The following is a 25,241-nucleotide window of genomic DNA, read 5'->3' as shown; positions in this document are numbered from 1 at the left end:
CCGACCACACCACCCACGGCGGCCCGTGACCCGTGACAATGGCCGTGTGATCTCTTCGCCGCCACGAAGCACGCCGGACCGCGCAACGGAGCGCCCCGACGGACCGGAGCACCCGACGCAGCCCGAGCACGCCCCGCCGCCCGCGCACCCGGAGCACGCCGCGCATCCGGAGCACGCCCCGCACCCCGAGCACGCCGCGCACCCCACGCGCCGCCGGGGCCACGAGGCCTCCCCCTACGTGGACCTCACCCGTGCCGAGTGGAGCGCCCTGCGCGAGCGCACCCCGCTCCCGCTGACGGCCGACGAGGTCGAGCGGCTGCGCGGACTGGGCGACGTCATCGACCTCGACGAGGTCCGCGACGTCTACCTGCCGCTCTCCCGCCTGCTGAACCTGTACGTCGGCGCCACCAGCAACCTGCGCGGCACCCTCAACACCTTCCTCGGCGACGCCGGCAACGGCCACGGCGCCCAGCAGGGCACCCCGTTCGTCATAGGGGTCGCCGGCTCGGTCGCCGTGGGCAAGTCCACCGTGGCCCGTCTCCTCCAGGCCCTCCTGGCCCGCTGGCCGGAGCACCCGCGCGTGGAGCTGGTCACCACCGACGGCTTCCTCTACCCGATGAAGGAGCTGGAGCGCCGCGGTCTGACCGCCCGCAAGGGCTTCCCCGAGTCCTACGACCGCCGCGCGCTGACCCGGTTCGTCGCCGACATCAAGGCGGGCAAGGACGAGGTCACGGCCCCGGTCTACTCCCACCTGATCTACGACATCGTCCCCGACGAGCGGCTCGTCGTACGCCGTCCCGACATCCTGATCGTCGAGGGGCTCAACGTCCTGCAGCCCGCGATGCCGGGCAAGGACGGCCGCACCCGGGTCGGTCTCGCCGACTACTTCGACTTCAGCGTGTACGTGGACGCCCGCCCCGAGGACATCGAGCGCTGGTACCTGAACCGGTTCCGCAAGCTGCGCGAGACGGCGTTCCAGAACCCCTTCTCCTACTTCCGCAAGTACACGCAGGTTTCGGAGGAGGAGGCGCTGGAGTACGCGCAGACGATGTGGCGGACCATCAACAAGCCCAACCTGCTGGAGAACGTGGCCCCGACCCGCGGCCGCGCCACCCTCGTCGTCCGCAAGGGCCCGGACCACAAGGTGCAGAAGCTGAGTCTGCGCAAGCTCTGAGCGCCACCCCGGACCGGGGGCCGCCGGAGGCTAGGGTGCGGCCATGCTGCATCTACGGATGATCATTCCGTCGGACCGGACCGACGCCGTGGTCCGGATCGTCGAGAGGACGGTCGGCACCACTCATCTGGCCGTGCTGCCCGGCGCCGCCCGCATCCCCGCGGGCGACATCGTGCTGTGCGACGTCGCGCGCGAGGCGGGCGACGAGCTCCTGCACGAGCTGCGGCAGCTCGGCATCGACAAGGACGGCTCTATCGCGGTCGAGAGCATCGACCTCTCCCTCTCGGAGCGCGCCGACCGGGCCGAGGAGGAGGCCCCGGGCGAGGCCGCCGACGCCGTCCTGTGGGAGCAGCTGAGCGAGGCGACCCACGAGGAGTCCACCCTCAGCATCACCTACAGCGCCTTCATGCTCGTCGCGACGATGATCGCGGCCTGCGGCGTGGTCCTCGACAACGCCATCCTCATCGTGGGCGCGATGGCGGTCGGCCCGGAGTTCGGCCCGCTCGCCGGTGTCTGCACCGGCCTGGTGCAGCGCGCCCCCCGGCTGGCCGCCCGCTCGCTGATCGCCCTGCTGGTGGGCTTCGCCGCCGCGATGGCCGCGACGACCGTCTTCAGCCTGGTCATGGACGCGCTCGGCCTGTTCCACCACGAAATGCTCGACAAGCCCCGCCCCAACACCAGCTTCATCTGGCAGCCGGACCTGTTCTCCTTCGTCGTGGCACTCCTCGCCGGTGTGGCCGGGGTGCTCTCCCTGACCTCGGCGAAGTCCGGCGCCCTGGTCGGCGTCGCGATCTCGGTGACCACGGTCCCGGCGGCCGCCAACGCGGCGGTGGCGCTCAGCTACGGGGAGTTCGGCCAGATGTCGGGCTCCATCCAGCAGCTCCTGCTGAACCTCTTCGGCATCATGCTGGCCGGCGTCCTGACCCTGCTCTGCCAGAAGCTCCTGTGGCGCACCCAGCGCGGCCGCTGGAGGCGGCGGACGCCGATCAAGGCCTGACGGCACCCGGCAACGAGACCGGCCCCGCGCTACGCAGCTGCGTGGCGCGGGGCCGGCGTCGTCACCGAAGGGGCGGGCTCTAGCCGAGCGCCGACTTCACCACGTCCGCGAGGCGACCGGCGACCGAGCGGGCCTGCTCGATGTCGGCGGCCTCCACCATCACCCGGACCAGGGGCTCCGTGCCCGAGGAACGCAGCAGCACGCGCCCGGTCGTGCCGAGCTCCCGCTCCGCTTCGGCGACGGCCGCGGCCAGCTCGCCCGAGGTGGTGACCCGCGACTTGTCCACGTCGGGGACGTTGACCAGCACCTGCGGCAGCCGCGTCATGATCCCGGTCAGCTCGGCCATGGACTTGCCGGTGGCCGCGATCCGGGCCGCCAGCATCAGGCCGGTCAGGGTGCCGTCACCGGTGGTGGCGTGGTCGAGGATGATCACGTGGCCGGACTGCTCGCCGCCCAGCGCGTACCCGTGCTCCTTCATCGACTCCAGGACGTACCGGTCGCCGACGCCGGTCTGCACGACGTTGATGCCCTCGGCCTCCATGGCCAGCTTGAAGCCAAGGTTCGACATCACGGTGGCGACGACGGTGTCCTCGCGCAGCTGCCCGGCCTCGCGCATCGCCAGCGCGAGCACCGCGAGGATCTGGTCCCCGTCGACCTCCTCGCCGTTCGCGTCCACGGCGAGGCAGCGGTCGGCGTCCCCGTCGTGCGCGATGCCGAGGTGGGCCCCGTGCTCGACGACGGCCTGCTTCAGCAGACCGAGGTGGGTGGAGCCGCAGCCGTCGTTGATGTTCAGGCCGTCGGGCTCGGCACCGATGGTGACGATCTCCGCACCGGCCCGGGTGAAGGCCTCGGGCGAGACGTAGGCGGCCGCGCCGTGCGCCTCGTCCAGAACCACCTTGAGGCCGTCGAGGCGGTTCGGCAGGACGCCCATGAGGTGGGCGACGTACTTGTCGAAGCCCTCGGTGTAGTCGGAGACCCGGCCGACACCGGCGCCCGTCGGGCGGTCCCAGGGAGCGCCCGTGCGGTGGTCCTCGTAGACCGCCTCGATCCGGTCCTCCAGCTCGTCGGCGAGCTTGTGACCGCCGCGCGCGAAGAACTTGATGCCGTTGTCGGGCATGGCGTTGTGGCTGGCCGAGAGCATGACGCCGAGGTCGGCGCCCAGCGCACCGGTGAGATACGCCACCGCCGGGGTGGGCAGCACACCGACGCGCAGGACGTCCACGCCCGCGCTCGCGAGGCCCGCGACGACTGCGGCCTCCAGGAACTCACCAGAGGCCCGGGGGTCCCGGCCGACGACGGCCGTGGCCCGATGGCCGGCGAAGGTGCCCGCCTCGGCCAGTACGTGCGCGGCCGCCACGGAGAGACCGAGCGCCAGCTCGGCCGTCAGATCCGCGTTGGCGACGCCCCGTACACCGTCCGTCCCGAAGAGTCGTCCCACTGTTGTCCTCCCGAGTTCACACTTCGCTATGAGCAGTTGTGCCAATTATTTGCCGCTTTTGGCGGTAAACGAACCGCCCCGGCAGCACACAGAGTGCTGCCGGGGCGGATTCGTGCTGAACAGCAGGCGAGATTAACGCTTGCTGTACTGCGGAGCCTTACGGGCCTTCTTGAGACCGGCCTTCTTGCGCTCGACCGCACGGTCGTCGCGGGAGAGGAAGCCGGCCTTCTTGAGCGCGGCGCGGTTGTTGTCCACGTCCGCCTCGTTCAGCGCACGGGCCACACCGAGGCGCAGGGCGCCGGCCTGGCCGGAAACGCCGCCACCCGAGATGCGGGCGATGACGTCGTAGCGGTTGTCGAGCTCGAGCAGCTTGAACGGCTCGTTGACTTCCTGCTGGTGCACCTTGTTGGGGAAGTAGTCCTCAAGGGTGCGACCGTTGATCTTCCACTTGCCGGTGCCCGGAACGATCCGGACGCGGGCGATGGCGTTCTTGCGACGGCCCAGGCCGGCGGCCGGCTGGGGGTCGCCGAAGCGGCCGGCAAGGGACTCGGACGTGTAGTCACCCTCGACTACGTCCGCAGTCTCGGTGGTGTATTCCTCGACGTTGCCCTCGAACTCTTCGACGACGGTCTCGGCGGTGGTCTCGGCCACGATGCTCCTCAGAAGTTTCTTGTCTTAGGGGGTGTGGTGGCCGGAACTACTGCGCGACCTGGGTGATCTCGAACGGCACCGGCTGCTGAGCAGCGTGGGGGTGCGCGTCGCCCGAGTAGACCTTCAGCTTCGAGAGCATCTGACGGCCCAGGGTGTTCTTGGGGATCATGCCCTTGATGGCCTTCTCGACGGCCTTCTCCGGGTTGTTCGCCAGGAGGTCGTCGTAGCGGACCGAGCGGAGGCCACCCGGGAAACCGGAGTGGCGGTACGCCATCTTCTGGGTCGCCTTGTTGCCGGACAGGTGAACCTTGTCGGCGTTGATGATGATGACGAAGTCGCCCATGTCCATGTGGGGGGCGTAAGTCGGCTTGTGCTTACCCCGCAGGAGGGTAGCGGCCTGGGTCGCCAGACGGCCGAGGACAACGTCCTGGGCGTCGATGACGTGCCACTGGCGCGAGATGTCGCCGGGCTTGGGGCTGAACGTACGCACGCGTATGCCTTCGCTTCTTCAGTGGTGGGTCATCCCCGGGGGGTGAGCCCGAGGGACGGGTCCTGACATGGGTCACCACGGACGATCACGACAGCCCTGGTTCACATCGGAGACGCAACCCGTGTGTACCGCTGGTCATCGGCCCGGTGGACCGGCGCAAGGCAAATTCACATGAGAATGAGAAAGCCAATACGCATAACGAACCAGCAGGGTACCCCTGAAGACCTGGAAGGGTCAAAACGCGGTCCGCGATGCCGTCTCGACGGGCTTCGCGGCGCACTCCGGTTCGGTCCTGGTTGGGGACCCCGTAGTTGTTACGAGCTCCAGAGTAACCCGGATCGGGCGCAGTGCTCGACGCGCCAGCAGACCGGCGAGCGCGCACAGGGTCACCATGTCCCTGAATGCCCGCCTTTTGGCCTCGAACTCCGAGGGCCACGGAATGCCCGCGGTCTGCGGCACCAGGGCCACCCAGAACCAGGGCGAGCGCGGCATCGAGCCGGGCCGCACCCCCGACGCCAGCAGCAGCGGGAGCACCACGATCAGGTAGTGGTCGAAGGAGGGCCGCGAGACCAGGAATGCGGCGAGCATCACCATGCAGGCCGTCTCCACCAGCCGCAGCTCGCCCGCGTCGCCGTCCGCCTCGACCGGCCGCCGCCACCGCCGCCAGGCCGCCCACAGCCCGCACCCGGCCCCCGCGAAGGCCAGCGTCACGGCCACCGGGGCGGGTACCCCCAGCCGCGGCAGCGCCGCGATCGGCGAGGCGTCCCAGGGCAGTGCGTAGGAATCCTGGCCCTGGAGCAGGAACGGCAGGGTCTTGGTGAAGAACAGCATCGGGTGCGGCATCATCAGCGCCCCCGCCAGCGAGAGCCCCACCGGCACCCCCACCGCCAGGGCCAGTCCGCGCCACTGCCGCGCCAGCAGGAAGAGCAGCCCGACCGGCACCAGCATCGGCTTGCACGCGATGGCGAGGCCGACCACCAGCCCGGCCGCGGCCCAGTGCTTGCGGTGCGCCAGCAGCAGCGCCACCGGCAGGGCGGCGGCGGAGATCGCCGTCCAGTTCGCGATGAGCACGAGGTTGATGTACGGCTTGTACGCCAGCGCGAACAGCGCGAAACCGCCGACCGCGAGCCGCGAGCGCACCGGCACCGAGAACAGCCGCAGCGAGGCCCACCAGCCGAGGCCGACGAGCCCGGTCATCCCCAGCGGCAGCACGCAGCGCAGCAGCGGCGCCGGCAGCAGGGCCTCGGGAATCGCCATGATCACGGCGCTGGGCAGGTAGAGGAACCGCTTGTCCTCGTACGGGGAGACCCCGGCGAGCAGGGCGTCGGCCGCCTTGACCACGAAGGCGTTGTCCGAGCCCCAGTTCTCCCGCAGGCTCGCCGAGACCGCCACCGACAGCAGGATCACCAGGCCCACGAAACGCCAGGACCGGGGGGCCGGCCGCAGCAGCCAGGCCACCCCCCGGTCCCAGGACGACGGGCTGTCCCACTTCATGACCCAGACACTCGGGCGCAGCCCCACAACGAAGTCCCCTCGACCCAAGCCGGGGGCGGTCTACCCCTAGCGCTTTCGCTCGACCCTACGTTCGTCCCAGACGGGCTCCGTAGTCTCCCGTACAACACCGTCTGAACCGAAGACCAGGTAACGGTCAAAAGTGCGCGCGAACCACCGGTCGTGCGTGACGCACAGCACAGTGCCGTCGTACGCCTCCAGCCCGTCCTGCAGTGCTTCCGCCGATTCCAGGTCCAGGTTGTCCGTCGGCTCGTCGAGGAGCAGCGCCGTCGTACCGGCCAGCTCCAGCAGCAGGATCTGGAAACGCGCCTGCTGGCCGCCCGAGAGCCGCTCGAAGGGCTGCTCTCCCTGGCGCTCCAGCTCGTAGCGGCGCAGGGCGCCCATCGCCTGGCCGAGGGGCTTGGTCGCCTCCGTCCACAGGATGTCGACGAGCGTGCGGCCGAACAGTTCGGGGTGTGCGTGGGTCTGCGCGAAGTGGCCGGGGACCACGCGGGCGCCGAGCTTCCACGTACCCGTGTGCTTGACGTCCTCCCCCGCCATCAGGCGCAGGAAGTGGGACTTCCCGGAGCCGTTCGAGCCCAGGACCGCGACCCGCTCCCCGTAGAAGACCTCCAGGGAGAAGGGCTTCATCAGCCCGGTGAGCTCCAGGTTCTCCACCGTGAGCGCGCGCACGCCCGTACGGCCGCCCTTGAGCCGCATCTTGATGTCCTGCTCGCGCGGCGGCTCGGGCGGCGGACCGGCCTCCTCGAACTTCTTGAAGCGGGTCTGCATCGCGTGGTATCGGGAGGCCATGTCCGGGCTGATCGCGGCCTGGCCGCGCAGGCGCAGCACCAGGGCCTTCAGCCGGGCGTGCTCCTCGTCCCAGCGCCGCTTGAGCTCCTCGAAGCGCGCGAAGCGCTCCTTGCGGGCGTCGTGGAAGGTGGCGAAGCCCGCGCCGTGCACCCAGACGTCGGAGCCGTTCGGGCTCGCCTCCAGGCTGATGATCTTCTCGGCGGACTGGGTCAGCAGCTCCCGGTCGTGGCTGACGAAGAGCACCGTCTTGCGGGTGGCCTTGAGCTGCTCCTCCAGCCACCGCTTGCCCGGGACGTCCAGGTAGTTGTCCGGCTCGTCGAGCAGCAGCACCTCGTCCGGCCCGCGCAGCAGCGCCTCCAGGACCAGCCGCTTCTGCTCACCGCCCGAGAGCGTGCGCACCTCGCGGAACTGCGCCGAGTCGTACGGGATCGCCAGCGCGGCCATCGTGCAGACGTCCCACAGCGTCTCCGCCTCGTACCCCTGCACGTCGGCCCAGTCGCTCAGCGCCTGCGCGTAGGCCATCTGGGCGGGCTCGTCGTCCACCGTGAGGATCAGCTGCTCGGCACGGTCCACGGCCTTGGCCGCCTCCCGGATCCGCGGCTGGGCCACCGAGACCAGCAGGTCCCGTACGGTCGTCTCGTCCCGGACCGAACCCACGAACTGCGACATCACGCCCAGCCCGCCGGTGACGGTCACGCCGCCGCCGTGCGGCTGGAGCTCGCCGGAGATCATCTTCAGCAGCGTGGTCTTGCCGGCCCCGTTCGCCCCGACCAGGGCGACGACCGACCCCTCCCCCACCCGGAAGGAGACGTCGGGGAGCAGGACCCGCCCGTCGGGAAGGTAGTACTCCAGGTGGCTGGCTTCGAGATGTCCCATGCGGGGCATTGTCCAGGTCCGGCCCCGATCCGCCCAAACGAGTTACCCGGGTACGGGGGCTAGCAGCAGCCGGCTCCCGGCAGCGTCCGCAGGTTCCGCGCTTCCTTGCTGCGGGCGGCCAGCAGCTCGTCGGCCGGGTAGCCGACCTCCTCCAGGGTCAGCCCGTGCGGCTTGACCACGTGCACCGAGGAGTCCCGTACGGCCGCGGCCAGCACCTTGCCGGGCCAGTCGGTCGTCCGGTGGCCGTCGCCGACGTGCAGCAGGGCGCCGACCAGCGAGCGGACCATGTTGTGGCAGAAGGCGTCGGCGCGGACGGTCGCGGTGATGATCCCCTCCGCGTCCCGCTCCCAGCTGAGCTGCTGGAGGGTGCGGATGGTCGTGGCCCCCTCGCGCTTCTTGCAGTACGCGGCGAAGTCGTGCTCCCCCACCAGCGCGGCGGCGGCCTCGTTCATGGCGTCCACGTCGAGCGGCCACTGGTACCAGAACACGTGCCCGCGGCGCAGCGGGTCCACGCCGGCCTGGTGGTCGCCCACGCGGTAGGCGTAGCGGCGCCAGATCGCGGAGAACCGCGCGTTGAACCCGGCGGGGGCCTCGGCGGCCTCCCACACCCGGACGTCGTGCGGCAGCCGTCCGGCGAGGCGGCGCAGCAGCTTGTCCTGGTGCTCGGCCCACACCTCGTCCCGCACGTCGAACTGCGCGACCTGCCCGCGCGCGTGCACACCCGCGTCGGTCCGGCCGGCGACGGTCAGCTCCACCGGGTCGGGCAGCCGCATCACGGTCTGCAGGGCCGACTCCAGCTCCCCCTGGACGGTCCGCAGCACGCGCTGCTTCGCCCAGCCGGAGAAGTCCTTGCCGTCGTAACTCAGGTCCAGCCTGACCCGGACGTGCCCGGGCTCCACCTCGTCACTCACGTGACAGATCCTCTCTCGGCCGCGTCTTCGGCACGAATGCAGAACGGGCCCGCCCCGGTGAGGGGGCGGACCCGTTCAGAGCCATTCAGCGTGATCCCGGAGGGGATCAGGCCTCCTTGGTCTCCTCGGCGGCGGGAGCCTCGGCGGCCTCCGCCTCCTTCACGGCGCGCTTGGTGGCGGCCTCGGCCTCACCAGTGGCCTGCTGGGCGACCGTAAGGGCCTCGACCAGCTCGATCACGGCCATCGGGGCGTTGTCGCCACGACGGTTGCCGATCTTGGTGATGCGCGTGTAACCACCGGGGCGGTTCTCGTAGCGCGGGGCGATCTCGGTGAACAGCGTGTGCACGATGCTCTTGTCCGTGATCGTCTGCAGCACCAGGCGACGGTTGTGGATGTCGCCCTTCTTGGCCTTGGTCACCAGACGCTCGGCGTAGGGACGCAGGCGACGGGCCTTGGCCTCGGTGGTGGTGATGCGGCCGTGCTCGAAGAGCGCCTTCGCGAGGTTCGCGAGGAGGTGCTTCTCGTGCGCGGCGCTGCCGCCCAGACGGGCACCCTTTGCGGGACGCGGCATGGTCATACTCCTTCATATCTGCACCGGCCGTGTCAGGTACCGGTGACAGTTCCCCCGGGGCGGATGCCTCGGGAAAGTTCAAATCAAGCCCGGCCGGCGTTTGAGGCCAAAGACCTCAGCCGCCGGCGACGGGAAGAATCAGTACTGCTCGGTCTCGACGAAGCCAGCGTCGGCATCGTCGTCGGCGCCGAAGGCGTCAGCCGCGGCGGTCGGGTCGAATCCGGGCGGGCTGTCCTTGAGGGCCAGGCCCATGCCGGCCAGCTTCGCCTTGACCTCGTCGATCGACTTCGCACCGAAGTTGCGGATGTCGAGCAGGTCGGCCTCGGAGCGGGCGACGAGCTCACCCACGGAGTGGATGCCCTCGCGCTTGAGGCAGTTGTACGACCGAACGGTGAGCTCGAGCTCCTCGATCGGCAGGGCGAGATCAGCGGCCAGGGCCGCGTCCGTCGGCGAGGGGCCCATGTCGATGCCCTCGGCGTCGATGTTGAGCTCGCGGGCCAGACCGAACAGCTCGACCAGGGTCTTGCCTGCGGACGCCATGGCGTCGCGCGGGCGCATGGCCTGCTTGGTCTCGACGTCGACGATCAGCTTGTCGAAGTCGGTGCGCTGCTCGACTCGGGTCGCCTCGACCTTGTAGGTGACCTTGAGGACCGGGCTGTAGATGGAGTCGATCGGGATGCGACCGATCTCCTGGCCCAGCTGCTTGTTCTGGACGGCGGAGACGTAGCCGCGACCGCGCTCGACGGTCAGCTCCATCTCCAGCTTGCCCTTGCCGTTGAGCGTGGCGAGGACCAGGTCCGGGTTGTGCACCTCGACACCGGCCGGGGGCGCGATGTCGGCAGCGGTGACCAGGCCGGGACCCTGCTTGCGCAGGTACATCACGACCGGCTCGTCGTGCTCCGAGGAGACGACCAGCTGCTTGATGTTGAGGATGATGTCGGTGACGTCTTCCTTGACACCCGGCACGGTGGTGAACTCGTGCAGGACGCCGTCCACGCGGATGCTGGTTACTGCTGCACCCGGGATCGACGACAGGAGCGTGCGACGGAGCGAGTTGCCGAGGGTGTAGCCGAAGCCCGGCTCGAGCGGCTCGATCACGAACCGCGAGCGGTACTCGTCTACGACCTCTTCGGTCAGCGAGGGGCGCTGAGCGATAAGCATGTGGATTCCTTCATTCGTGGACGCCCACTATTTGACGCCCGACGGGTACGGCCCCGATGTGCACACGGGTCCGCGGACTACAAGGGTACGGGCGGTACGTCCCCCGCGAAGGGTTCGTACCGCCCGGACACTCAAAGACGCACAGGCGCGAAGCCCGGCGCCGCCGAATCAGACGCGGCGACGCTTGGGCGGACGGCAGCCGTTGTGCGGGGTGGGGGTGACGTCCTGGATCGAGCCGACCTCGAGGCCAGTGGCCTGGAGGGAGCGGATCGCGGTCTCACGGCCGGAGCCGGGACCCTTGACGAAGACGTCGACCTTGCGCATGCCGTGCTCCTGCGCGCGACGGGCGGCCGACTCGGCGGCCATCTGCGCGGCGAAGGGGGTGGACTTGCGCGAGCCCTTGAAGCCGACGTGGCCGGCGGAGGCCCAGGAGATCACGTTGCCCGCGGGGTCCGTGATCGAAACGATGGTGTTGTTGAACGTGCTCTTGATGTGGGCGTGCCCATGAGCGACGTTCTTCTTTTCCTTGCGGCGCACCTTCTTGGCAGCGCCCTGACGACCCTTGGGGGGCATCTAAATCTCCTACGGGAGGTGGTCGGTCCTACAGCGCAAGACCGCTGAACAGGACTACTTCTTGCCCGGCTTCTTCTTACCGGCGATCGCGCGACGCGGACCCTTGCGGGTACGTGCGTTCGTGCTGGTGCGCTGACCGTGCACGGGCAGGCCGCGACGGTGGCGGACACCCTGGTAGCACTGGATCTCGACCTTGCGGCGGATGTCGGCCTGGATCTCGCGGCGGAGGTCACCCTCGGTGCGGAGGTTGGCGTCCACGTACTCGCGGATCTTGACCAGGTCCTCTTCGGCCAGGTCACGAACGCGGGTGTCGGGGTTCACACCGGTGGCCGCAAGGATTTCCTTGGACCGGGTGCGACCGACACCGAAGACGTAGGTAAGTGCGATCTCCACACGCTTTTCGCGCGGGATGTCAACACCGGAAACGCGTGCCATTCAATGGCTCCTGTGTGTTCGGGGGTCTTCCGCAGAACCGAACCCCGACCGCCGACCACACCTGATGGGTGGTGGTACGCCCGGGTCCCCGGCCCCCGCCGGAGGTGCCGCCGGTCCTGGTCAGGACTGGGCGGGTTCTGCGTATGTACGTTTTCTTACGTCGCGCGAAGAACTGCGTAGTGCAGGTCGGTCGGCGTGCGTCAGCCCTGGCGCTGCTTGTGGCGCAGGTTGTCGCAGATGACCATGACCCGACCGTGACGGCGGATCACCTTGCACTTGTCGCAGATCTTCTTGACGCTCGGCTTGACCTTCATGTTGGTGAGGTTCTCCGGGTCAGTGCCACCACCCGCGCCGGGACAGGACGTCCGGACGGGAGTGAAGACAAGATCTACTTGTATCGGTAGACGATCCGGCCACGCGTCAGGTCGTAGGGAGAAAGCTCCACCACAACCCGGTCATCAGGGAGGATGCGGATGTAGTGCATGCGCATCTTGCCGCTGATGTGCGCGAGGACCTTGTGACCGTTCTGGAGTTCCACCCGGAACATCGCGTTCGGGAGGGACTCGATCACGGTGCCCTCGATTTCGATGGCACCTTGCTTCTTGGCCACGCTTCGCCTTTCGAATCGGCTACCTTGGTCAGCTCCCCGCCTTCGCATGAGGACATGCGGGTGCAAAGGAGCCGACGAGTCAGTCTACGTCAGGGCCTTCCGAAAGACGAATCCGGAAAGTGTGCCCTACAGGATAGATCATCAATCCTGCCCATACCGGTCGGCCCAAGCCCTTGTGCGTCAGCCCAACGGGTCCGGAGCCGTGGTGACCCCGTACTCCGCCAGCTTCGCCTTGCCGCAGTCCGGGGAGGTCAGGACGATCGGACCCTCCTCGGTCAGGGCGATGGAGTGCTCCCAGTGCGAGGACCAGGTGCCGTCCGTGGTGATGACCGTCCAGTCGTCCGCCAGGACCTCCGTCTGGGCGGTGCCCAGCGAGACCATCGGCTCGATGGCCAGGCACAGGCCGGGGACGAGCTTGATGCCCTTGCCCCGCTTGCGCGAGACGTAGTTCAGCAGGTGCGGGTCCATGTGCATCTCGGAACCGATGCCGTGGCCGCCGTAGTCCTCGATGATCCCGAACTTCCCGAGGCTGTGCTCGCCCGTCGTCGGACGCGGCTGCCGCTTGATGTACGTCTCGATCGCCTTCGAGATGTCCACGAGGCGGTTGCCGAGCTTCATGGCGGCGATACCGGCCCACATGGACTCCTCGGTCACCCGTGACAGCTCCACGAGCTCAGGGGCGTGTCCAGAGCCCACGAAGGCGGTGTACGCGGCGTCGCCGTGCCAGCCTTCGACGATCGCGCCGGCGTCGATCGAGATGATGTCGCCGTCCTTGAGGACCGTCTTGTCGTCGGGGATGCCGTGGACCACGACCTCGTTGACCGAGGTGCAGATGGTCGCGGGGAACCCGCCGTAGCCGAGGAAGTTCGACTTGGCGCCGGCGTCCGCGATGACCTTGCGGGCCACCATGTCCAGATCCCGCGTCGTGGCGCCCGGCACGGCCGCCTCACGGGTCGCCGCGTGGATCGCCGCGACGACCAGCCCCGCCTCACGCATCTTCGCGATCTGCTCGGGGGTCTTGATCTGGACCATGACGTACCTGCCACCTTCGGAATCGGGTCTTTCAACAGTACGGCCGCGGCGTCCTGGGGACACCGCGGCCGGGGCTGCACTACAGGTGAACTGCTTCTTGCTACTTCTTCAGGGCGTCCATCGCGCGCTGCGTGACGTCCTTGACCTCGCCGAGGGCGGGGATCGTCACGAGCAGGCCCTGGGCCTTGTAGAAGTCGATGATCGGCTCGGTCTGCGTGTGGTAGACGTCGAGGCGGTTGCGCACCGTGGCCTCGGAGTCGTCCTCACGCTGGTAGAGCTCGCCACCGCACGTGTCGCACACGCCTTCCACCTTCGGCGCGGCGTAGTCCACGTGGAAGATGTGCTTGTTGTCCTTGCGGCAGGTGCGCCGCCCGGCGATCCGCTTCACGACCTCGTCCTCCTCGACCTCCAGGTCGAGAACGGCGTCGAGCTTGATGCCCTGCGCCTTGAGGATCTCGTCCAGCGCCTCGGCCTGGGACACGTTGCGCGGGAAACCGTCGAGCAGGAAGCCGTTCGCGGCGTCCGGCTGCTCCATGCGGTCCTTGGCCATGTCGATCGTGACCTGGTCGGGGACGAGGTCACCCTTCGACATGTAGGCCTGGGCGCGCTGCCCCAGCTCGGTCTTCTGGCTGATGTTGGCCCGGAACAAGTCGCCCGTGGAAATGTGCGGGATCGACAAGGTTTCGGCAAGCACAGTCGCCTGCGTTCCCTTGCCCGCGCCCGGCGGGCCGACGAGGACGATTCGCATCAGCGGAGGAACCCTTCGTAATTACGCTGCTGGAGCTGGCTCTCGATCTGCTTCACGGTTTCCAGACCCACACCCACGATGATCAGGATGCTCGTCCCGCCGAACGGGAAGTTCTGGTTCGCTCCGAAGCCGGCCAACGCCATCGTCGGCACAAGAGCGATCAGACCCAGGTACAGCGACCCCGGCCAGGTGATCCGGTTGAGTACGTAGCTCAGGTACTCGGCGGTAGGCCGACCGGCGCGGATGCCCGGAATGAACCCACCATACTTCTTCATGTTGTCTGCAACTTCCTCGGGGTTGAACGAGATCGCCACGTAGAAGAACGCGAAGAAAACGATCAGGAGGAAGTAGGTCGCGATGTAGTACGGGTGGTCGCCCTTGACGAAGTGCTTGCTGATCCAGGTCGCCCAGCCGGCCTGAGAGCCGCTGAACTGGACGATCAACGCCGGGATGTACAGCAGCGACGAGGCGAAGATGACCGGGATGACACCGGCCTGGTTCACCTTGAGGGGGATGTACGTCGAGGTGCCGCCGTACGCGCGCCGGCCGATCATGCGCTTCGCGTACTGGACCGGGATCCGCCGCTGCGCCTGTTCGACGAAGACCACCAGGGCCACCATCGCGAGACCGACCAGGATGACCACGCCGAACTCGACCCAGCCGTCCGCGATCTTGCCCTGCTCCTTGATGGCCCACAGGGAACCGACGAAGCCGGCGGCGATCGAGATGAACATAAGGATCGACATGCCGTTGCCGATGCCCCGGTCGGTGATGAGCTCACCGAGCCACATGACGAGGCAGGTACCGGCCGTCATGGTGAGCACCATGACCACGGTCGTGAAGATCGACCGGTCGGGGACGATCTGGTCCTTGACCTGGCAGCCCTGGAAGAGGGCGCCGCTGCGGGCGGTGGCGACGAGGCCGGTGCCCTGCAGGATCGCGAGCGCGACCGTCAGATAGCGCGTGTACTGAGTGATCTTCGACGTGCCGGACTGACCCTCTTTTTTGAGGTTCTCCAGCTTCGGGATGACCACGGTCAGCAGCTGCAGGATGATGCTCGCCGTGATGTACGGCATGATGCCGAGCGCAAAGATCGTGATCTGCAACAGCGCGCCACCGCTGAACATGTTGACGAGACCGAAGAGGCTGTTGTTACCGGCCCCCATCTGGTCCACGCAGATCTGAACGTTCTTGTAGCTCACACCTGGTACCGGCACGTGGGAACCGAGTCGGTACAGCGCGATGATGGCGAGCGTGAAAAGCAGCTTCTTGCGCAGGTCGGGCGTCTTGAACGCCCGGGCGAACGCGGTGAGCACGGTGCCTCCTGCGACCCCCGCGCTACTGCGTCAGAGGTGACGGTCTGAGGGATCGACGAATGTTTACAAGCAAAGGTGCAGCCACCTTACCGGCGTCTGCACCTCCCATGGAACGACCAACCGGGGATGCCCCATATGTGAGGCATCCCCGGTCGGGTTTCTAGCTATTTGTCACTGAGTTCGTCTTAGACGAGCTCGGTCACAGAGCCACCAGCGGCGGCAATCTTCTCCTTGGCGGAGCCGGAAACGGCGTCAACCGAAACCTGCAGCGCCACGGAGATCTCGCCCTGGCCCAGGACCTTGACGAGGCTGTTCTTGCGAACCGCGCCCTTGGCGACCAGGTCGGCCACCGTGACTTCTCCACCCTCGGGGTAGAGAGCGCCGAGCTTGTCCAGGTTCACGACCTGGAACTCGGTGCGGAACGGGTTCTTGAAGCCCTTGAGCTTCGGCAGACGCATGTGGAGGGGCATCTGCCCACCCTCGAAGCGCTGCGGGATCTGGTAGCGGGCCTTCTGGCCCTTCGTACCACGACCGGCCGTCTTACCCTTCGACGCCTCACCACGACCGACACGGGTCTTCGCGGTCTTGGCGCCGGGGGCGGGACGGAGGTTGTGGGCCTTCAGCGGGCTGCTCTCAGCCATGTTAGTCAACCTCCTCAACCGTCACGAGGTGGCGGACGGTGTGAACCATTCCGCGGAACTCGGGGCGGTCCTCCTTGACGACGACGTCGTTCAGGCGCTTGAGCCCGAGCGAACGCAGCGTGTCACGGTGGTTCTGCTTGCTGCCGATGTACGACTTGATCTGCGTGACCTTGAGGCGAGCCATTACGCACCCGCCCCGGCACGTGCACGCAGCAGAGCCGCGGGAGCGACGTCCTCGAGGGGCAGACCACGGCGAGCCGCGATCTCCTCGGGACGCTGCAGGCCCTTGAGGGCCGCCACGGTCGCGTGCACGATGTTGATCGCGTTGGAAGAACCGAGCGACTTCGACAGGATGTCGTGAACGCCGGCGCACTCCAGAACGGCGCGCACCGGGCCACCGGCGATAACACCGGTACCAGGGGCGGCCGGCTTCAGCAGCACGACGCCCGCGGCGCGCTCGCCCGTGATCGGGTGAGGAATGGTGCCCTGGATGCGCGGAACCTTGAAGAAGGACTTCTTGGCTTCCTCGACACCCTTGGCGATGGCCGCGGGAACTTCCTTGGCCTTGCCGTAACCGACACCTACAGTGCCGTCACCGTCGCCCACCACGACCAGCGCGGTGAAGCTGAAGCGGCGACCACCCTTGACAACCTTGGCGACGCGGTTGATCGCGACAACGCGCTCAACGTAAGCGGTCTTCTCGGCGGCAGGGCCACCGTCGCGACCCTTCCGGTCCCGCCGCTCGCCGCCACCGGCACCGCTTCCGCGGCGCTGGGGTCCAGCCATTGGATTACCTCTCTCTGTTACGTCCGTGAGTCCCGGAAAACGGGGCTTAGAACTTCAGCCCGGCTTCGCGGGCGGCGTCAGCCAGAGCGGCAATGCGCCCGGCGTATCGGTTGCCACCGCGGTCGAACACGACGGTCTCGACACCCGCGGCCTTGGCACGCTCGGCGACGAGTGCGCCGACGGCCTGGGCCTGCGAGCTCTTGTCGCCTTCGCCACCACGGATCGAAGCGTCCAGGGTCGACGCGGACGCCAGGGTGTGACCCTGGAGGTCGTCGATGACCTGAGCAACGATGTTGCGGTTGGAACGCGTCACGACGAGGCGCGGACGCTCCGCCGTACCCGAGACGTTCTTGCGGATGCGGATGTGGCGGCGGGCCTTGGCGGCACGCTTGTACGCGTCGCCCTTGGCGATCTTTACACCGTATGCCATGGCTACTTACCAGCCTTTCCGACCTTGCGGCGGATGACTTCGCCGGCGTACTTGACACCCTTGGCCTTGTACGGGTCGGGCTTCCGCAGCTTGCGGATGTTGGCGGCGACCTCGCCGACCTTCTGCTTGTCGATGCCCTCGACCGAGAACTTGGTGGGCGACTCGACCTTGAAGGAGATGCCCTCGGGCGCCTCGATCAGGATCGGGTGGCTGTAGCCAAGCTGGAACTCCAGGTTGGAGCCCTTCGCGGCGACGCGGTAACCGACACCGCTGATCTCAAGAGCCTTGACGTAACCCGTGGTCACGCCGGTGATCATGTTCGCCACCAGCGTGCGGGACAGGCCGTGCAGGGCCTTGTTCTGACGCTCGTCGTTGGGGCGGGTGACGTTCAGAACGCCGTCCTCACCCTTGACGATCTCGATCGGCGCCTTGACCGTGAGCGCGAGGGAACCCTTGGGGCCCTTCACAGCCACAGCCTGGCCGTCGATGGTGACGTCCACACCGGCGGGAACCTGGATGGGGAGCTTGCCGATTCGCGACATTGCTTTTCCTCCGTTCCCGACTACCAGACGTAGGCGAGGACTTCCCCACCTACGCCCTTCTTGCCTGCCTGCTGGCCGGTGAGCAGACCGTGGGACGTGGAGATGATCGCCACGCCCAGGCCGCCGAGCACCTTCGGCAGGTTGGTGGACTTTGCGTACACACGCAGACCGGGCTTCGAGATCCGCTTGATGCCCGCAATGGAGCGCTCGCGGTTCGGGCCGAACTTCAGCTCGAGGACGAGGTTCTTGCCGACCTCGGCGTCCTCGACCTTCCAGCCGGTGATGAAACCCTCCTGCTTGAGGATTTCTGCGATGTGCGACTTGATCTTGCTGTGCGGCATCACGACGGAGTCGTGGTACGCCGAGTTAGCGTTACGCAGACGCGTGAGCATGTCTGCGATCGGGTCAGTCATGGTCATGAAGTGGCCTTCGGCCTCTCTCGCCGGGGTTTCCTGTATGCGCCATCCCTCTCCCCGCTCAGTGGCGGGACGGGTGCGGTGCGGGGACCTACGGCGTAGTAAGTCGTTATGGGCGGCGGACGCCCAACCACACAAGCCTAAGGCATGCGCGGCCGGGCATCCGCCGTCCAGATGCTTACCGAGAGTGCCTGGTACTCCTCAAGTCCTTGCGGACGAGAGGGAATTACCAGGAGCTCTTGGTCACGCCCGGCAGCTCGCCACGGTGAGCCATCTCACGAAGGCAGACGCGGCACAGGCCGAACTTGCGGTACACGGAGTGGGGGCGACCGCAGCGCTGGCAGCGGGTGTACGCACGCACACCGAACTTGGGCTTGCGGGCAGCCTTCGCGATGAGAGCCTTCTTCGCCATCTCGCTTACGCCTCCTTGAAGGGGAAGCCGAGGTGACGAAGGAGGGCGCGGCCCTCGTCGTCGTTGGTCGCCGTGGTGACCACGGTGATGTCCATACCCCGGGTACGGTCGATCTTGTCCTGGTCGATCTCGTGGAACATGACCTGCTCCGTGAGACCGAAGGTGTAGTTGCCACGGCCGTCGAACTGCTTCGGCGACAGACCACGGAAGTCACGGATACGCGGCAGCGCGAGCGACAGCGTACGGTCCAGGAACTCCCACATGCGGTCACCACGGAGGGTGACGTGGCAGCCGATCGGCTGACCCTCGCGCAGCTTGAACTGCGCGATGGACTTGCGGGCCTTCGTGACGGCCGGCTTCTGACCGGTGATCGTCGTCAGGTCCTTGATGGCGCCGTCGATCAGCTTGGAGTCGCGGGCGGCGTCGCCCACACCCATGTTGACCACGATCTTCACGAGGCCGGGAATCTGCATGACGTTCTCGTAGGAGAACTCTTCACGCAGCTTGCCCGCGATGTCCTCGCGGTACTTCGTCTTGAGACGCGGAGTGGTAGCCATCAGATGTCCTCACCCGTCCGCTTGGCAACGCGGATTTTGTTGCCCTCGTCATCGAAGCGGAAACCGACGCGGGTAACGACCTTCTGGCCGTCCTTCTCCACAACCAGCTGAACGTTGCTGACGTGGATCGGCGCCTCGGTGATCACGATGCCACCGGTCTGCGAGCCACCAGCGGTCTGGCCGGCCTTGGTGTGCTTCTTGACCCGGTTGACACCCTCGACGAGGACACGGTTCTCAGTAGGGATGGCCAGAATGACCTTGCCCTGCTTGCCCTTGTCCTTACCGGTGATGACCTGAACCAGGTCGCCCTTCTTGATCTTCATGCTTACAGCACCTCCGGCGCGAGCGAGATGATCTTCATGAACTTCTTCTCGCGCAGCTCACGGCCCACCGGGCCGAAGATACGGGTGCCGCGAGGGTCGCCGTCGTTCTTCAGAATGACGGCGGCGTTCTCGTCGAAGCGGATGTACGAGCCGTCCTGGCGGCGGCGTTCCTTCACGGTGCGAACGATGACGGCCTTGACGACGTCACCCTTCTTCACGTTGCCACCGGGGATCGCGTCCTTGACGGTGGCAACGATGACGTCACCGATGCCCGCGTAGCGGCGACCGGAACCACCGAGAACACGGATGCAAAGGATCTCCTTGGCACCAGTGTTGTCGGCGACACGCAGTCGCGACTCCTGCTGGATCACGTCTATCTCCTGTTTGTCTGCCGGTTCCCGGCGGGGGCATCACTCCGAAGAGCTACCGCCCCCACCGAGCCTGGCGGAACGAACCTGAGGGGCCCCTGGGCTTGCTGCCCAGGGCCTCAGATAATTACTTGGCCTTCTCGAGGATCTCGACGATGCGCCAGCGCTTGCTCGCCGACAGCGGACGCGTCTCCATGATGAGGACGCGGTCGCCGACGCCGGCAGCGTTCTGCTCGTCGTGCGCCTTGAGCTTGTTCGTACGGCGGATGACCTTGCCGTACAGAGCGTGCTTCACGCGGTCCTCGACAGCGACGACGACGGTCTTGTCCATCTTGTCGCTGACGACAAGACCCTCACGGGTCTTGCGGAAGCCGCGGTCAGTCGTCTCAGTCACGTTCTTCTCGCTCATCAGGCGCTCTCCACCGTCTCGATACCGAGCTCACGCTCGTGCATCAGGGTGTAGATGCGAGCGATGTCCTTACGGACGGACTTGAGCCGGCCGTTGTTCTCCAGCTGGCCCGTGGCCGCCTGGAAGCGCAGCTTGAACAGCTCTTCCTTGGCCTCGCGCAGCTTGCCAACGAGCTCCTCGTTACCGAGCTCACGCAGCTCGGACGCCTTGGTTCCCGTCGCCATCACGACTCACCTGCCTCGCGCCGAACAATCCGGCACTTCATCGGAAGCTTGTGAGCAGCGCGGGTGAGCGCCTCACGAGCAATCTTCTCGTTCGGGTAGGACAGCTCGAACATGACCCGGCCCGGGTGCACGTTCGCGATCCACCACTCGGGAGAACCCTTACCGGAACCCATGCGGGTCTCGGCAGGCTTCTTCGTCAGGGGACGGTCCGGGTAGATGTTGATCCAGACCTTGCCGCCACGCTTGATGTGGCGGGTCATCGCGATACGAGCCGCCTCGATCTGGCGGTTCGTCACGTAGGCGGGGGTAAGCGCCTGGATGCCGTACTCGCCGAACGAGACCTCAGTACCGCCCTTGGCCATACCGCGGCGCTTCGGGTGGTGCTGCTTGCGGTGCTTGACCCTACGAGGGATCAGCATGTCGGTCAGGCCTCCGTTCCGGTGCTCTCAGCCGGAGCGGCGGCGGGAGCGTCGGCCTTGGGGGCCTCGGCACCAACAGCCTGCTGCGGCTTGCGGCCACCACGGCCGCCGCGCTCGCCACCACGGCCACCACGGCCGGCGGGACGGTCGCCAGCGCCGGCGGCACCACGGGCCGGGCGGTTACCCGCACGGGCCGCAGCGTTCTCGGCGCGAACCTCGGCGATGTTCTTGACATCGCCCTTGTAGATCCAGACCTTCACACCGATACGGCCGAAGGTGGTCTTGGCCTCGAAGAAGCCGTAGTCCACGTTCGCGCGGAGGGTGTGCAGCGGCACACGGCCTTCGCGGTAGAACTCGGAGCGGGACATCTCGGCGCCGCCGAGGCGACCGCCACACTGGATCTTGATGCCCTTGGCGCCGGCCTTCATCGTGCCCTGCATGCTCTTACGCATGGCGCGACGGAAGGAGACGCGGGAGGAGAGCTGCTCGGCAACGGCCTGCGCGACGAGCTGAGCGTCGACCTCGGGGTTCTTGACCTCGAGGATGTTCAGCTGCACCTGCTTGCCCGTGAGCTTCTCGAGGTCACCGCGGATGCGGTCGGCCTCGGCGCCACGGCGGCCGATGACGATGCCCGGACGAGCGGTGTGGATGTCCACACGCACGCGGTCACGGGTGCGCTCGATCTCAACCTTCGAGATGCCGGCGCGCTCCATGCCGGACGTCATCATCCTGCGGATGGCGACGTCTTCCTTGACGTAGTCCTTGTACAGCTTGTCGGCGTACCAACGCGACTTGAAGTCGGTGGTGATGCCGAGCCGGAACCCGTGCGGGTTTACCTTCTGGCCCATTACCGGGAACCTTCCTTGCTGCTGACGACCACGGTGATGTGGCTGGTCCGCTTGCGGATCCGGTAGGCACGGCCCTGGGCACGCGGACGGAACCGCTTCAGGGTCGGGCCCTCGTCCACGTACGCCTCGCTGATGACCAGCGTGGAGGCGTCCGGGTGGTTGTAGTTGTGTGCGGCGTTGGCAATGGCGCTGTCGAGCACCTTGCCAACCGGCACGCTCGCGGCCTGCGGGGCGAAACGCAGGACCGCCTGAGCCTCCGTGGCATCCATGCCACGGATAAGGTCCACCACTCGGCGGGCCTTCATGGGCGTGACGCGGATGTACCGCGCCTGGGCCCTGGCTTCCATGGTTGTCCCTTCGGTGTAAGTCATAGTCGTAACCACCCCGCCTTTAGCGGCGCTTCGACTTCCGGTCGTCCTTGACGTGGCCGCGGAAGGTGCGAGTCGGCGAGAACTCGCCGAGCTTGTGGCCGACCATCGACTCGGTGACGAACACCGGGACGTGGATCTTGCCGTTGTGCACCGCGATGGTGTGACCCAGCATGGCCGGGATGATCATCGAGCGACGGGACCAGGTCTTAATGACGGTCTTGGTACCGGCTTCGTTCTGAACGTCCACCTTCTTAATGAGGTGTCCGTCGACGAAGGGTCCCTTCTTGAGACTGCGCGGCATCTAAACCCGCTCCTAGCGCTTCTTGTTCGTCTTGCGGCGGCGGACGATGTACTTGCTCGAAGCCTTCTTCGGCGAGCGAGTACGACCCTCCTTCTGACCCCACGGGGAGACCGGGTGGCGACCACCGGAGGTCTTACCCTCACCACCACCGTGCGGGTGGTCGACCGGGTTCATCGCGACACCGCGGACGGAGGGGCGAACGCCCTTCCAGCGCATGCGGCCGGCCTTGCCCCAGTTGATGTTCGACTGCTCGGCGTTGCCGACCTCACCGACGGTGGCGCGGCAGCGCGCGTCGACGAGACGGATCTCACCGGACGGCATGCGGAGGTGGGCCATGACGCCCTCCTTCGCCAGCAGCTGCACAGAGGCACCAGCGGAGCGGGCGAACTTGGCGCCGCCACCGGGACGGAGCTCGATCGCGTGGATCGTGGTACCGACCGGGATGTTGCGGAGCGCCAGGTTGTTACCGGGCTTGATGTCGGCCGTGGGGCCGTTCTCAATCCGGTCGCCCTGCTTCAGGTTCTTCGGCGCAATGATGTAGCGCTTCTCACCGTCGGCGTAGTGCAGGAGCGCGATGCGCGCCGTGCGGTTGGGGTCGTACTCGATGTGCGCGACCTTGGCCGGCACGCCGTCCTTGTCGTGACGACGGAAGTCGATCACACGGTAGGCGCGCTTGTGGCCGCCACCCTGGTGTCGAACCGTGATCCGACCGGTGTTGTTACGGCCGCCCTTGCTGTGCAGGGGGCGGACCAGCGACTTCTCCGGCGTGGACCGCGTGATCTCGACAAAGTCGGCGACGCTGGAGCCACGACGGCCCGGGGTCGTCGGCTTGTACTTGCGGATACCCATTTCTCAGTCCTCGTCCGATTCCGGACGACTAGACCTCCGTTAGGAGGCCTGGCCGCCGAAGATGTCGATTCGGTCGCCCTCAGCGAGGGTCACGATGGCGCGCTTGGTGTCAGCGCGCTTGCCAAAACCGGTCTTGGTGCGCTTGCGCTTACCCTGACGGTTGATCGTGTTGACCCCGGTGACCTTGACCCCGAAGACCGCCTCGACGGCCTGCTTGATCTGAGTCTTGTTGGAGCCGGGCGCGACGATGAACGTGTACTTGTTCTCGTCCAGCAGCGCGTAGCTCTTCTCCGAGACAACCGGCTTGATCAGCAGGTCGCGCGGGTCGTTGAAGGTCTTGCTGGTAACGGTCGCCTCAGACATCAGGCGTCGCTCCCTTCGGTCTCATCGGCCTTGGGGCCAGACACGAAGGACTCGAAAGCGGCCTGAGTGAAGACCACGTCGTCAGAGACGATCACGTCGTACGTGTTCAGCTGGCCCGGCTCCAGGATGTGCACCTGGGGCAGGTTGCGGGCGGACAGCCACGCAGCCTCGTCGGCGCGCTCGACGACCAGGAGCAGGTTCTTGCGCTCCGAGATCTTGCCGAACAGCGTCTTGGCGGCCTTCGTGGAGGCGGAACCCTCGACCACGCCGGTGACGACGTGGATGCGGGAGTGACGCGCACGGTCCGAGAGGGCACCGCGGAGGGCGGCGGCCTTCATCTTCTTCGGGGTCCGCTGCGAGTAGTCACGCGGCTGCGGGCCGTGTACGACGCCACCTCCGACGAACTGCGGAGCGCGGGTGGAACCCTGGCGAGCGCGGCCGGTGCCCTTCTGGCGGTACGGCTTGCGGCCACCACCACGGACTTCGCCACGACGCTTGGTCTTGTGCGTGCCCTGACGGGCAGCAGCCAGCTGAGCGACGACGACCTGGTGGATCAGCGGAATGCTGGTCTTCGCGTCGAAGATCTCCGCGGGGAGCTCGACGGTACCGGCCTTGTCGCCTGCCGGCGAAAGGATGTCAATGGTGCTCATTAACTCAAGCCCCCTTAACCGCGGTACGGACCAGGACGAGGCCGCCGTTCGGACCGGGAACTGCACCCTTGATGAGGAGCAGACCCTTCTCCGCGTCAACCGCGTGGATGGTCAGGTTCTGGGTGGTGACGCGCTCGTTGCCCATGCGACCGGCCATGCGCATGCCCTTGAAGACACGCCCAGGGGTGGCACAGCCACCGATCGAACCGGGGGAGCGGTGCTTGCGCTGGACGCCGTGGCCGGCGCCGAGGCCCTTGAAGTTGTGACGCTTCATGACACCGGCGAAGCCCTTGCCCTTGCTGTTGCCCGTGACGTCAACCTTGACGCCGGACTCGAACACGGCAGCCGTGATCTCCTGGCCGAGCGTGTACTCGCTGGCGTCGGAGGTACGGAGCTCCACCAGGTGGCGGCGGGGGGTGACGTCAGCCTTGGCGAAGTGACCCTTGAGGGGCTTGTTCACCTTGCGAGGGTCGATCTCGCCGAAGGCGATCTGGACCGACTCGTAGCCGTCGACGTCGTTCGTACGGACCTGGGTAACAACGCAGGGCCCGGCCTTGACCACGGTCACCGGGACGACACGGTTGTTCTCGTCCCAGACCTGGGTCATGCCGAGCTTCTCGCCCAGGACGCCCTTGATCTGCTTTGCCATCTTCTCCGTGCCTCTCAGAGCTTGATCTCGATGTCAACGCCGGCCGGAAGGTCCAGGCGCATCAGCGAGTCAACGGTCTTGGGCGTCGGGTCGAGGATGTCGATCAGGCGCTTGTGAGTGCGCATCTCGAAGTGCTCGCGCGAGTCCTTGTACTTGTGCGGCGACTTGATGACGCAGTACACGTTCTTCTCAGTGGGCAGCGGCACCGGGCCCGCGACCGACGCACCAGTGCGCGTCACCGTCTCGACGATCTTCTTCGCCGACGAATCGATGACCTCGTGGTCGTAGGCCTTGAGCCGGATGCGGATCTTCTGTCCCGCCATGGCTACTCCGTAGTCCTGTCTGTTGTGGAAACGCTCTGGTTCCCGGCCGGCTGCGGATCGCTCCGCCGCTCTC

Annotated in this window: 38 protein-coding genes; 2 read left to right on the top strand and 36 right to left on the bottom strand. The window is 67.0% G+C overall.

What is annotated here, in order from left to right; genetic code table 11:
- Window positions 1-238 precede the first annotated feature (238 nt).
- Both coaA and ACFWNV_RS17030 read left to right on the top strand, forming a co-directional pair.
- Complete coding sequence (gene coaA / locus ACFWNV_RS17035; protein ID WP_274551790.1) at window positions 239-1,174, top strand: type I pantothenate kinase; 936 nt, start codon at window positions 239-241, stop codon at window positions 1,172-1,174.
- 43 nt (window positions 1,175-1,217) lie between these two features.
- Window positions 1,218-2,171 (top strand): DUF389 domain-containing protein, encoded by a 954-nt coding sequence (locus ACFWNV_RS17030; protein ID WP_383946987.1) that lies wholly within the window; start codon window positions 1,218-1,220, stop codon window positions 2,169-2,171.
- Window positions 2,172-2,250: 79 nt separating this feature from the next.
- Here the strand turns inward: ACFWNV_RS17030 and glmM are convergent, their stop codons facing one another.
- From glmM to rpsJ, 36 genes are all read right to left on the bottom strand, one after another.
- Window positions 2,251-3,609 carry a phosphoglucosamine mutase gene (gene glmM, locus ACFWNV_RS17025; protein WP_383946984.1) on the bottom strand — a complete coding sequence of 453 codons (1,359 nt, stop codon included), beginning with the start codon at window positions 3,607-3,609 and terminating at the stop codon, window positions 2,251-2,253.
- A gap of 132 nt (window positions 3,610-3,741) precedes the next feature.
- Window positions 3,742-4,260 (bottom strand): 30S ribosomal protein S9, encoded by a 519-nt coding sequence (rpsI, locus tag ACFWNV_RS17020; RefSeq protein WP_383946981.1) that lies wholly within the window; start codon window positions 4,258-4,260, stop codon window positions 3,742-3,744.
- Between the two features lie 46 nt (window positions 4,261-4,306).
- Entirely contained in the window at window positions 4,307-4,750 is a 444-nt protein-coding gene (gene rplM / locus ACFWNV_RS17015) for a 50S ribosomal protein L13 (RefSeq protein ID WP_383946978.1), read from the bottom strand.
- A gap of 234 nt (window positions 4,751-4,984) precedes the next feature.
- The gene (locus ACFWNV_RS17010; RefSeq protein WP_383946975.1) at window positions 4,985-6,244 is read right to left on the bottom strand and encodes a glycosyltransferase family 87 protein; all 1,260 of its coding nucleotides are present in this window, start codon (window positions 6,242-6,244) and stop codon (window positions 4,985-4,987) included.
- A 66-nt stretch (window positions 6,245-6,310) separates the two neighbouring features.
- On the bottom strand, window positions 6,311-7,930 hold the full coding sequence (locus ACFWNV_RS17005; protein WP_383946972.1) for an ATP-binding cassette domain-containing protein: 1,620 nt from the start codon (window positions 7,928-7,930) through the stop codon (window positions 6,311-6,313).
- 59 nt (window positions 7,931-7,989) lie between these two features.
- On the bottom strand, window positions 7,990-8,841 hold the full coding sequence (gene truA, locus ACFWNV_RS17000; protein WP_383946969.1) for a tRNA pseudouridine(38-40) synthase TruA: 852 nt from the start codon (window positions 8,839-8,841) through the stop codon (window positions 7,990-7,992).
- Window positions 8,842-8,947: 106 nt separating this feature from the next.
- Window positions 8,948-9,412 carry a 50S ribosomal protein L17 gene (gene rplQ / locus ACFWNV_RS16995; protein ID WP_215023458.1) on the bottom strand — a complete coding sequence of 155 codons (465 nt, stop codon included), beginning with the start codon at window positions 9,410-9,412 and terminating at the stop codon, window positions 8,948-8,950.
- A 138-nt stretch (window positions 9,413-9,550) separates the two neighbouring features.
- Window positions 9,551-10,573, bottom strand: coding sequence for a DNA-directed RNA polymerase subunit alpha (locus ACFWNV_RS16990; protein ID WP_008739666.1), 1,023 nt, complete (start codon window positions 10,571-10,573; stop codon window positions 9,551-9,553).
- A gap of 168 nt (window positions 10,574-10,741) precedes the next feature.
- The gene (gene rpsK / locus ACFWNV_RS16985; RefSeq protein WP_006376016.1) at window positions 10,742-11,146 is read right to left on the bottom strand and encodes a 30S ribosomal protein S11; all 405 of its coding nucleotides are present in this window, start codon (window positions 11,144-11,146) and stop codon (window positions 10,742-10,744) included.
- A gap of 54 nt (window positions 11,147-11,200) precedes the next feature.
- Window positions 11,201-11,581 carry a 30S ribosomal protein S13 gene (gene rpsM, locus ACFWNV_RS16980; protein WP_053682609.1) on the bottom strand — a complete coding sequence of 127 codons (381 nt, stop codon included), beginning with the start codon at window positions 11,579-11,581 and terminating at the stop codon, window positions 11,201-11,203.
- Window positions 11,582-11,781: 200 nt separating this feature from the next.
- A complete protein-coding gene (rpmJ, locus tag ACFWNV_RS16975; RefSeq protein ID WP_003956441.1) occupies window positions 11,782-11,895 on the bottom strand; it encodes a 50S ribosomal protein L36 in 114 nt (37 codons plus the stop codon).
- 74 nt (window positions 11,896-11,969) lie between these two features.
- Window positions 11,970-12,191 carry a translation initiation factor IF-1 gene (gene infA / locus ACFWNV_RS16970; RefSeq protein ID WP_014047798.1) on the bottom strand — a complete coding sequence of 74 codons (222 nt, stop codon included), beginning with the start codon at window positions 12,189-12,191 and terminating at the stop codon, window positions 11,970-11,972.
- A 180-nt stretch (window positions 12,192-12,371) separates the two neighbouring features.
- On the bottom strand, window positions 12,372-13,223 hold the full coding sequence (gene map / locus ACFWNV_RS16965) for a type I methionyl aminopeptidase (RefSeq protein WP_266880620.1): 852 nt from the start codon (window positions 13,221-13,223) through the stop codon (window positions 12,372-12,374).
- A gap of 100 nt (window positions 13,224-13,323) precedes the next feature.
- The gene (locus ACFWNV_RS16960) at window positions 13,324-13,971 is read right to left on the bottom strand and encodes an adenylate kinase (protein ID WP_383946963.1); all 648 of its coding nucleotides are present in this window, start codon (window positions 13,969-13,971) and stop codon (window positions 13,324-13,326) included.
- Window positions 13,971-15,287, bottom strand: a complete 1,317-nt coding sequence (gene secY, locus ACFWNV_RS16955) for a preprotein translocase subunit SecY (protein WP_383946960.1) — start codon at window positions 15,285-15,287, stop codon at window positions 13,971-13,973. Before secY ends, ACFWNV_RS16960 begins: the two co-directional genes overlap by 1 nt.
- Window positions 15,288-15,472: 185 nt before the next feature.
- The gene (rplO, locus tag ACFWNV_RS16950) at window positions 15,473-15,928 is read right to left on the bottom strand and encodes a 50S ribosomal protein L15 (protein WP_243333371.1); all 456 of its coding nucleotides are present in this window, start codon (window positions 15,926-15,928) and stop codon (window positions 15,473-15,475) included.
- Between the two features lies 1 nt (window position 15,929).
- On the bottom strand, window positions 15,930-16,112 hold the full coding sequence (rpmD, locus tag ACFWNV_RS16945) for a 50S ribosomal protein L30 (RefSeq protein ID WP_112447741.1): 183 nt from the start codon (window positions 16,110-16,112) through the stop codon (window positions 15,930-15,932).
- Window positions 16,112-16,714 carry a 30S ribosomal protein S5 gene (rpsE, locus tag ACFWNV_RS16940; RefSeq protein WP_008739695.1) on the bottom strand — a complete coding sequence of 201 codons (603 nt, stop codon included), beginning with the start codon at window positions 16,712-16,714 and terminating at the stop codon, window positions 16,112-16,114. The genes rpmD and rpsE overlap by 1 nt, the downstream gene beginning before the upstream one ends.
- A gap of 46 nt (window positions 16,715-16,760) precedes the next feature.
- Window positions 16,761-17,144 carry a 50S ribosomal protein L18 gene (gene rplR / locus ACFWNV_RS16935; protein ID WP_030008471.1) on the bottom strand — a complete coding sequence of 128 codons (384 nt, stop codon included), beginning with the start codon at window positions 17,142-17,144 and terminating at the stop codon, window positions 16,761-16,763.
- A gap of 2 nt (window positions 17,145-17,146) precedes the next feature.
- On the bottom strand, window positions 17,147-17,686 hold the full coding sequence (gene rplF, locus ACFWNV_RS16930) for a 50S ribosomal protein L6 (protein WP_243333369.1): 540 nt from the start codon (window positions 17,684-17,686) through the stop codon (window positions 17,147-17,149).
- A 20-nt stretch (window positions 17,687-17,706) separates the two neighbouring features.
- Window positions 17,707-18,105 (bottom strand): 30S ribosomal protein S8, encoded by a 399-nt coding sequence (rpsH, locus tag ACFWNV_RS16925; protein WP_008739698.1) that lies wholly within the window; start codon window positions 18,103-18,105, stop codon window positions 17,707-17,709.
- 223 nt (window positions 18,106-18,328) lie between these two features.
- A complete protein-coding gene (locus ACFWNV_RS16920) occupies window positions 18,329-18,514 on the bottom strand; it encodes a type Z 30S ribosomal protein S14 (RefSeq protein WP_003956452.1) in 186 nt (61 codons plus the stop codon).
- A 5-nt stretch (window positions 18,515-18,519) separates the two neighbouring features.
- Window positions 18,520-19,071, bottom strand: a complete 552-nt coding sequence (rplE, locus tag ACFWNV_RS16915) for a 50S ribosomal protein L5 (protein WP_030388859.1) — start codon at window positions 19,069-19,071, stop codon at window positions 18,520-18,522.
- Window positions 19,071-19,394: a 50S ribosomal protein L24 gene (rplX, locus tag ACFWNV_RS16910; protein ID WP_215023444.1), complete on the bottom strand. Its 324-nt coding sequence runs from the start codon at window positions 19,392-19,394 to the stop codon at window positions 19,071-19,073. Before rplX ends, rplE begins: the two co-directional genes overlap by 1 nt.
- 2 nt (window positions 19,395-19,396) lie before the next feature.
- Window positions 19,397-19,765: a 50S ribosomal protein L14 gene (gene rplN, locus ACFWNV_RS16905; RefSeq protein ID WP_003956455.1), complete on the bottom strand. Its 369-nt coding sequence runs from the start codon at window positions 19,763-19,765 to the stop codon at window positions 19,397-19,399.
- A 124-nt stretch (window positions 19,766-19,889) separates the two neighbouring features.
- Window positions 19,890-20,171, bottom strand: coding sequence for a 30S ribosomal protein S17 (gene rpsQ, locus ACFWNV_RS16900; protein WP_243333368.1), 282 nt, complete (start codon window positions 20,169-20,171; stop codon window positions 19,890-19,892).
- Window positions 20,171-20,395, bottom strand: coding sequence for a 50S ribosomal protein L29 (gene rpmC, locus ACFWNV_RS16895; RefSeq protein WP_008739703.1), 225 nt, complete (start codon window positions 20,393-20,395; stop codon window positions 20,171-20,173). The genes rpsQ and rpmC overlap by 1 nt, the downstream gene beginning before the upstream one ends.
- Window positions 20,395-20,814 carry a 50S ribosomal protein L16 gene (rplP, locus tag ACFWNV_RS16890; RefSeq protein WP_030026326.1) on the bottom strand — a complete coding sequence of 140 codons (420 nt, stop codon included), beginning with the start codon at window positions 20,812-20,814 and terminating at the stop codon, window positions 20,395-20,397. The genes rpmC and rplP overlap by 1 nt, the downstream gene beginning before the upstream one ends.
- Window positions 20,815-20,819: 5 nt before the next feature.
- Window positions 20,820-21,662: a 30S ribosomal protein S3 gene (rpsC, locus tag ACFWNV_RS16885; protein WP_266955875.1), complete on the bottom strand. Its 843-nt coding sequence runs from the start codon at window positions 21,660-21,662 to the stop codon at window positions 20,820-20,822.
- Window positions 21,662-22,009 (bottom strand): 50S ribosomal protein L22, encoded by a 348-nt coding sequence (gene rplV, locus ACFWNV_RS16880; RefSeq protein WP_007265904.1) that lies wholly within the window; start codon window positions 22,007-22,009, stop codon window positions 21,662-21,664. Before rplV ends, rpsC begins: the two co-directional genes overlap by 1 nt.
- A 43-nt stretch (window positions 22,010-22,052) precedes the next feature.
- Entirely contained in the window at window positions 22,053-22,334 is a 282-nt protein-coding gene (gene rpsS / locus ACFWNV_RS16875) for a 30S ribosomal protein S19 (RefSeq protein ID WP_112447747.1), read from the bottom strand.
- A gap of 12 nt (window positions 22,335-22,346) precedes the next feature.
- Window positions 22,347-23,183 carry a 50S ribosomal protein L2 gene (rplB, locus tag ACFWNV_RS16870; RefSeq protein WP_254387362.1) on the bottom strand — a complete coding sequence of 279 codons (837 nt, stop codon included), beginning with the start codon at window positions 23,181-23,183 and terminating at the stop codon, window positions 22,347-22,349.
- A 39-nt stretch (window positions 23,184-23,222) separates the two neighbouring features.
- Window positions 23,223-23,546, bottom strand: coding sequence for a 50S ribosomal protein L23 (rplW, locus tag ACFWNV_RS16865; protein WP_266934873.1), 324 nt, complete (start codon window positions 23,544-23,546; stop codon window positions 23,223-23,225).
- Entirely contained in the window at window positions 23,546-24,196 is a 651-nt protein-coding gene (rplD, locus tag ACFWNV_RS16860) for a 50S ribosomal protein L4 (RefSeq protein WP_383946949.1), read from the bottom strand. Before rplD ends, rplW begins: the two co-directional genes overlap by 1 nt.
- A gap of 4 nt (window positions 24,197-24,200) precedes the next feature.
- A complete protein-coding gene (gene rplC, locus ACFWNV_RS16855) occupies window positions 24,201-24,845 on the bottom strand; it encodes a 50S ribosomal protein L3 (RefSeq protein ID WP_266880616.1) in 645 nt (214 codons plus the stop codon).
- A gap of 14 nt (window positions 24,846-24,859) precedes the next feature.
- Window positions 24,860-25,168, bottom strand: coding sequence for a 30S ribosomal protein S10 (rpsJ, locus tag ACFWNV_RS16850; protein WP_003948644.1), 309 nt, complete (start codon window positions 25,166-25,168; stop codon window positions 24,860-24,862).
- Window positions 25,169-25,241: the final 73 nt, after the last annotated feature.

This window comes from Streptomyces sp. NPDC058401, assembly GCF_042722885.1.
GTDB lineage: Bacteria > Actinomycetota > Actinomycetes > Streptomycetales > Streptomycetaceae > Streptomyces.
The sequence above is the reverse complement of the archived record's forward strand: the minus strand, read 5'-3'. Positions and strand labels throughout refer to the sequence as shown.

Coding starts and splice junctions, on each gene's coding strand:
- ACFWNV_RS17030 (WP_383946987.1), top strand. CDS start 1,218: ATGCTGCATCTACGGATGATCATTCCGTCGGACCGGACCGACGCCGTG.
- ACFWNV_RS17010 (WP_383946975.1), bottom strand. CDS start 6,244: ATGAAGTGGGACAGCCCGTCGTCCTGGGACCGGGGGGTGGCCTGGCTG.
- ACFWNV_RS17005 (WP_383946972.1), bottom strand. CDS start 7,930: ATGGGACATCTCGAAGCCAGCCACCTGGAGTACTACCTTCCCGACGGG.
- rplQ (WP_215023458.1), bottom strand. CDS start 9,412: ATGCCGCGTCCCGCAAAGGGTGCCCGTCTGGGCGGCAGCGCCGCGCAC.
- ACFWNV_RS16990 (WP_008739666.1), bottom strand. CDS start 10,573: ATGCTTATCGCTCAGCGCCCCTCGCTGACCGAAGAGGTCGTAGACGAG.
- rpsK (WP_006376016.1), bottom strand. CDS start 11,146: ATGCCCCCCAAGGGTCGTCAGGGCGCTGCCAAGAAGGTGCGCCGCAAG.
- rpsM (WP_053682609.1), bottom strand. CDS start 11,581: ATGGCACGCGTTTCCGGTGTTGACATCCCGCGCGAAAAGCGTGTGGAG.
- rpmJ (WP_003956441.1), bottom strand. CDS start 11,895: ATGAAGGTCAAGCCGAGCGTCAAGAAGATCTGCGACAAGTGCAAGGTG.
- map (WP_266880620.1), bottom strand. CDS start 13,223: ATGGTCCAGATCAAGACCCCCGAGCAGATCGCGAAGATGCGTGAGGCG.
- ACFWNV_RS16960 (WP_383946963.1), bottom strand. CDS start 13,971: ATGCGAATCGTCCTCGTCGGCCCGCCGGGCGCGGGCAAGGGAACGCAG.
- rplO (WP_243333371.1), bottom strand. CDS start 15,928: ATGGCTGAGAGCAGCCCGCTGAAGGCCCACAACCTCCGTCCCGCCCCC.
- rpmD (WP_112447741.1), bottom strand. CDS start 16,112: ATGGCTCGCCTCAAGGTCACGCAGATCAAGTCGTACATCGGCAGCAAG.
- rpsE (WP_008739695.1), bottom strand. CDS start 16,714: ATGGCTGGACCCCAGCGCCGCGGAAGCGGTGCCGGTGGCGGCGAGCGG.
- rplR (WP_030008471.1), bottom strand. CDS start 17,144: ATGGCATACGGTGTAAAGATCGCCAAGGGCGACGCGTACAAGCGTGCC.
- rplF (WP_243333369.1), bottom strand. CDS start 17,686: ATGTCGCGAATCGGCAAGCTCCCCATCCAGGTTCCCGCCGGTGTGGAC.
- rpsH (WP_008739698.1), bottom strand. CDS start 18,105: ATGACCATGACTGACCCGATCGCAGACATGCTCACGCGTCTGCGTAAC.
- ACFWNV_RS16920 (WP_003956452.1), bottom strand. CDS start 18,514: ATGGCGAAGAAGGCTCTCATCGCGAAGGCTGCCCGCAAGCCCAAGTTC.
- rplE (WP_030388859.1), bottom strand. CDS start 19,071: ATGGCTACCACTCCGCGTCTCAAGACGAAGTACCGCGAGGACATCGCG.
- rplX (WP_215023444.1), bottom strand. CDS start 19,394: ATGAAGATCAAGAAGGGCGACCTGGTTCAGGTCATCACCGGTAAGGAC.
- rpsQ (WP_243333368.1), bottom strand. CDS start 20,171: ATGAGCGAGAAGAACGTGACTGAGACGACTGACCGCGGCTTCCGCAAG.
- rpmC (WP_008739703.1), bottom strand. CDS start 20,395: ATGGCGACGGGAACCAAGGCGTCCGAGCTGCGTGAGCTCGGTAACGAG.
- rplP (WP_030026326.1), bottom strand. CDS start 20,814: ATGCTGATCCCTCGTAGGGTCAAGCACCGCAAGCAGCACCACCCGAAG.
- rpsC (WP_266955875.1), bottom strand. CDS start 21,662: ATGGGCCAGAAGGTAAACCCGCACGGGTTCCGGCTCGGCATCACCACC.
- rplV (WP_007265904.1), bottom strand. CDS start 22,009: ATGGAAGCCAGGGCCCAGGCGCGGTACATCCGCGTCACGCCCATGAAG.
- rpsS (WP_112447747.1), bottom strand. CDS start 22,334: ATGCCGCGCAGTCTCAAGAAGGGACCCTTCGTCGACGGACACCTCATT.
- rplB (WP_254387362.1), bottom strand. CDS start 23,183: ATGGGTATCCGCAAGTACAAGCCGACGACCCCGGGCCGTCGTGGCTCC.
- rplW (WP_266934873.1), bottom strand. CDS start 23,546: ATGTCTGAGGCGACCGTTACCAGCAAGACCTTCAACGACCCGCGCGAC.
- rplD (WP_383946949.1), bottom strand. CDS start 24,196: ATGAGCACCATTGACATCCTTTCGCCGGCAGGCGACAAGGCCGGTACC.
- rplC (WP_266880616.1), bottom strand. CDS start 24,845: ATGGCAAAGCAGATCAAGGGCGTCCTGGGCGAGAAGCTCGGCATGACC.
- rpsJ (WP_003948644.1), bottom strand. CDS start 25,168: ATGGCGGGACAGAAGATCCGCATCCGGCTCAAGGCCTACGACCACGAG.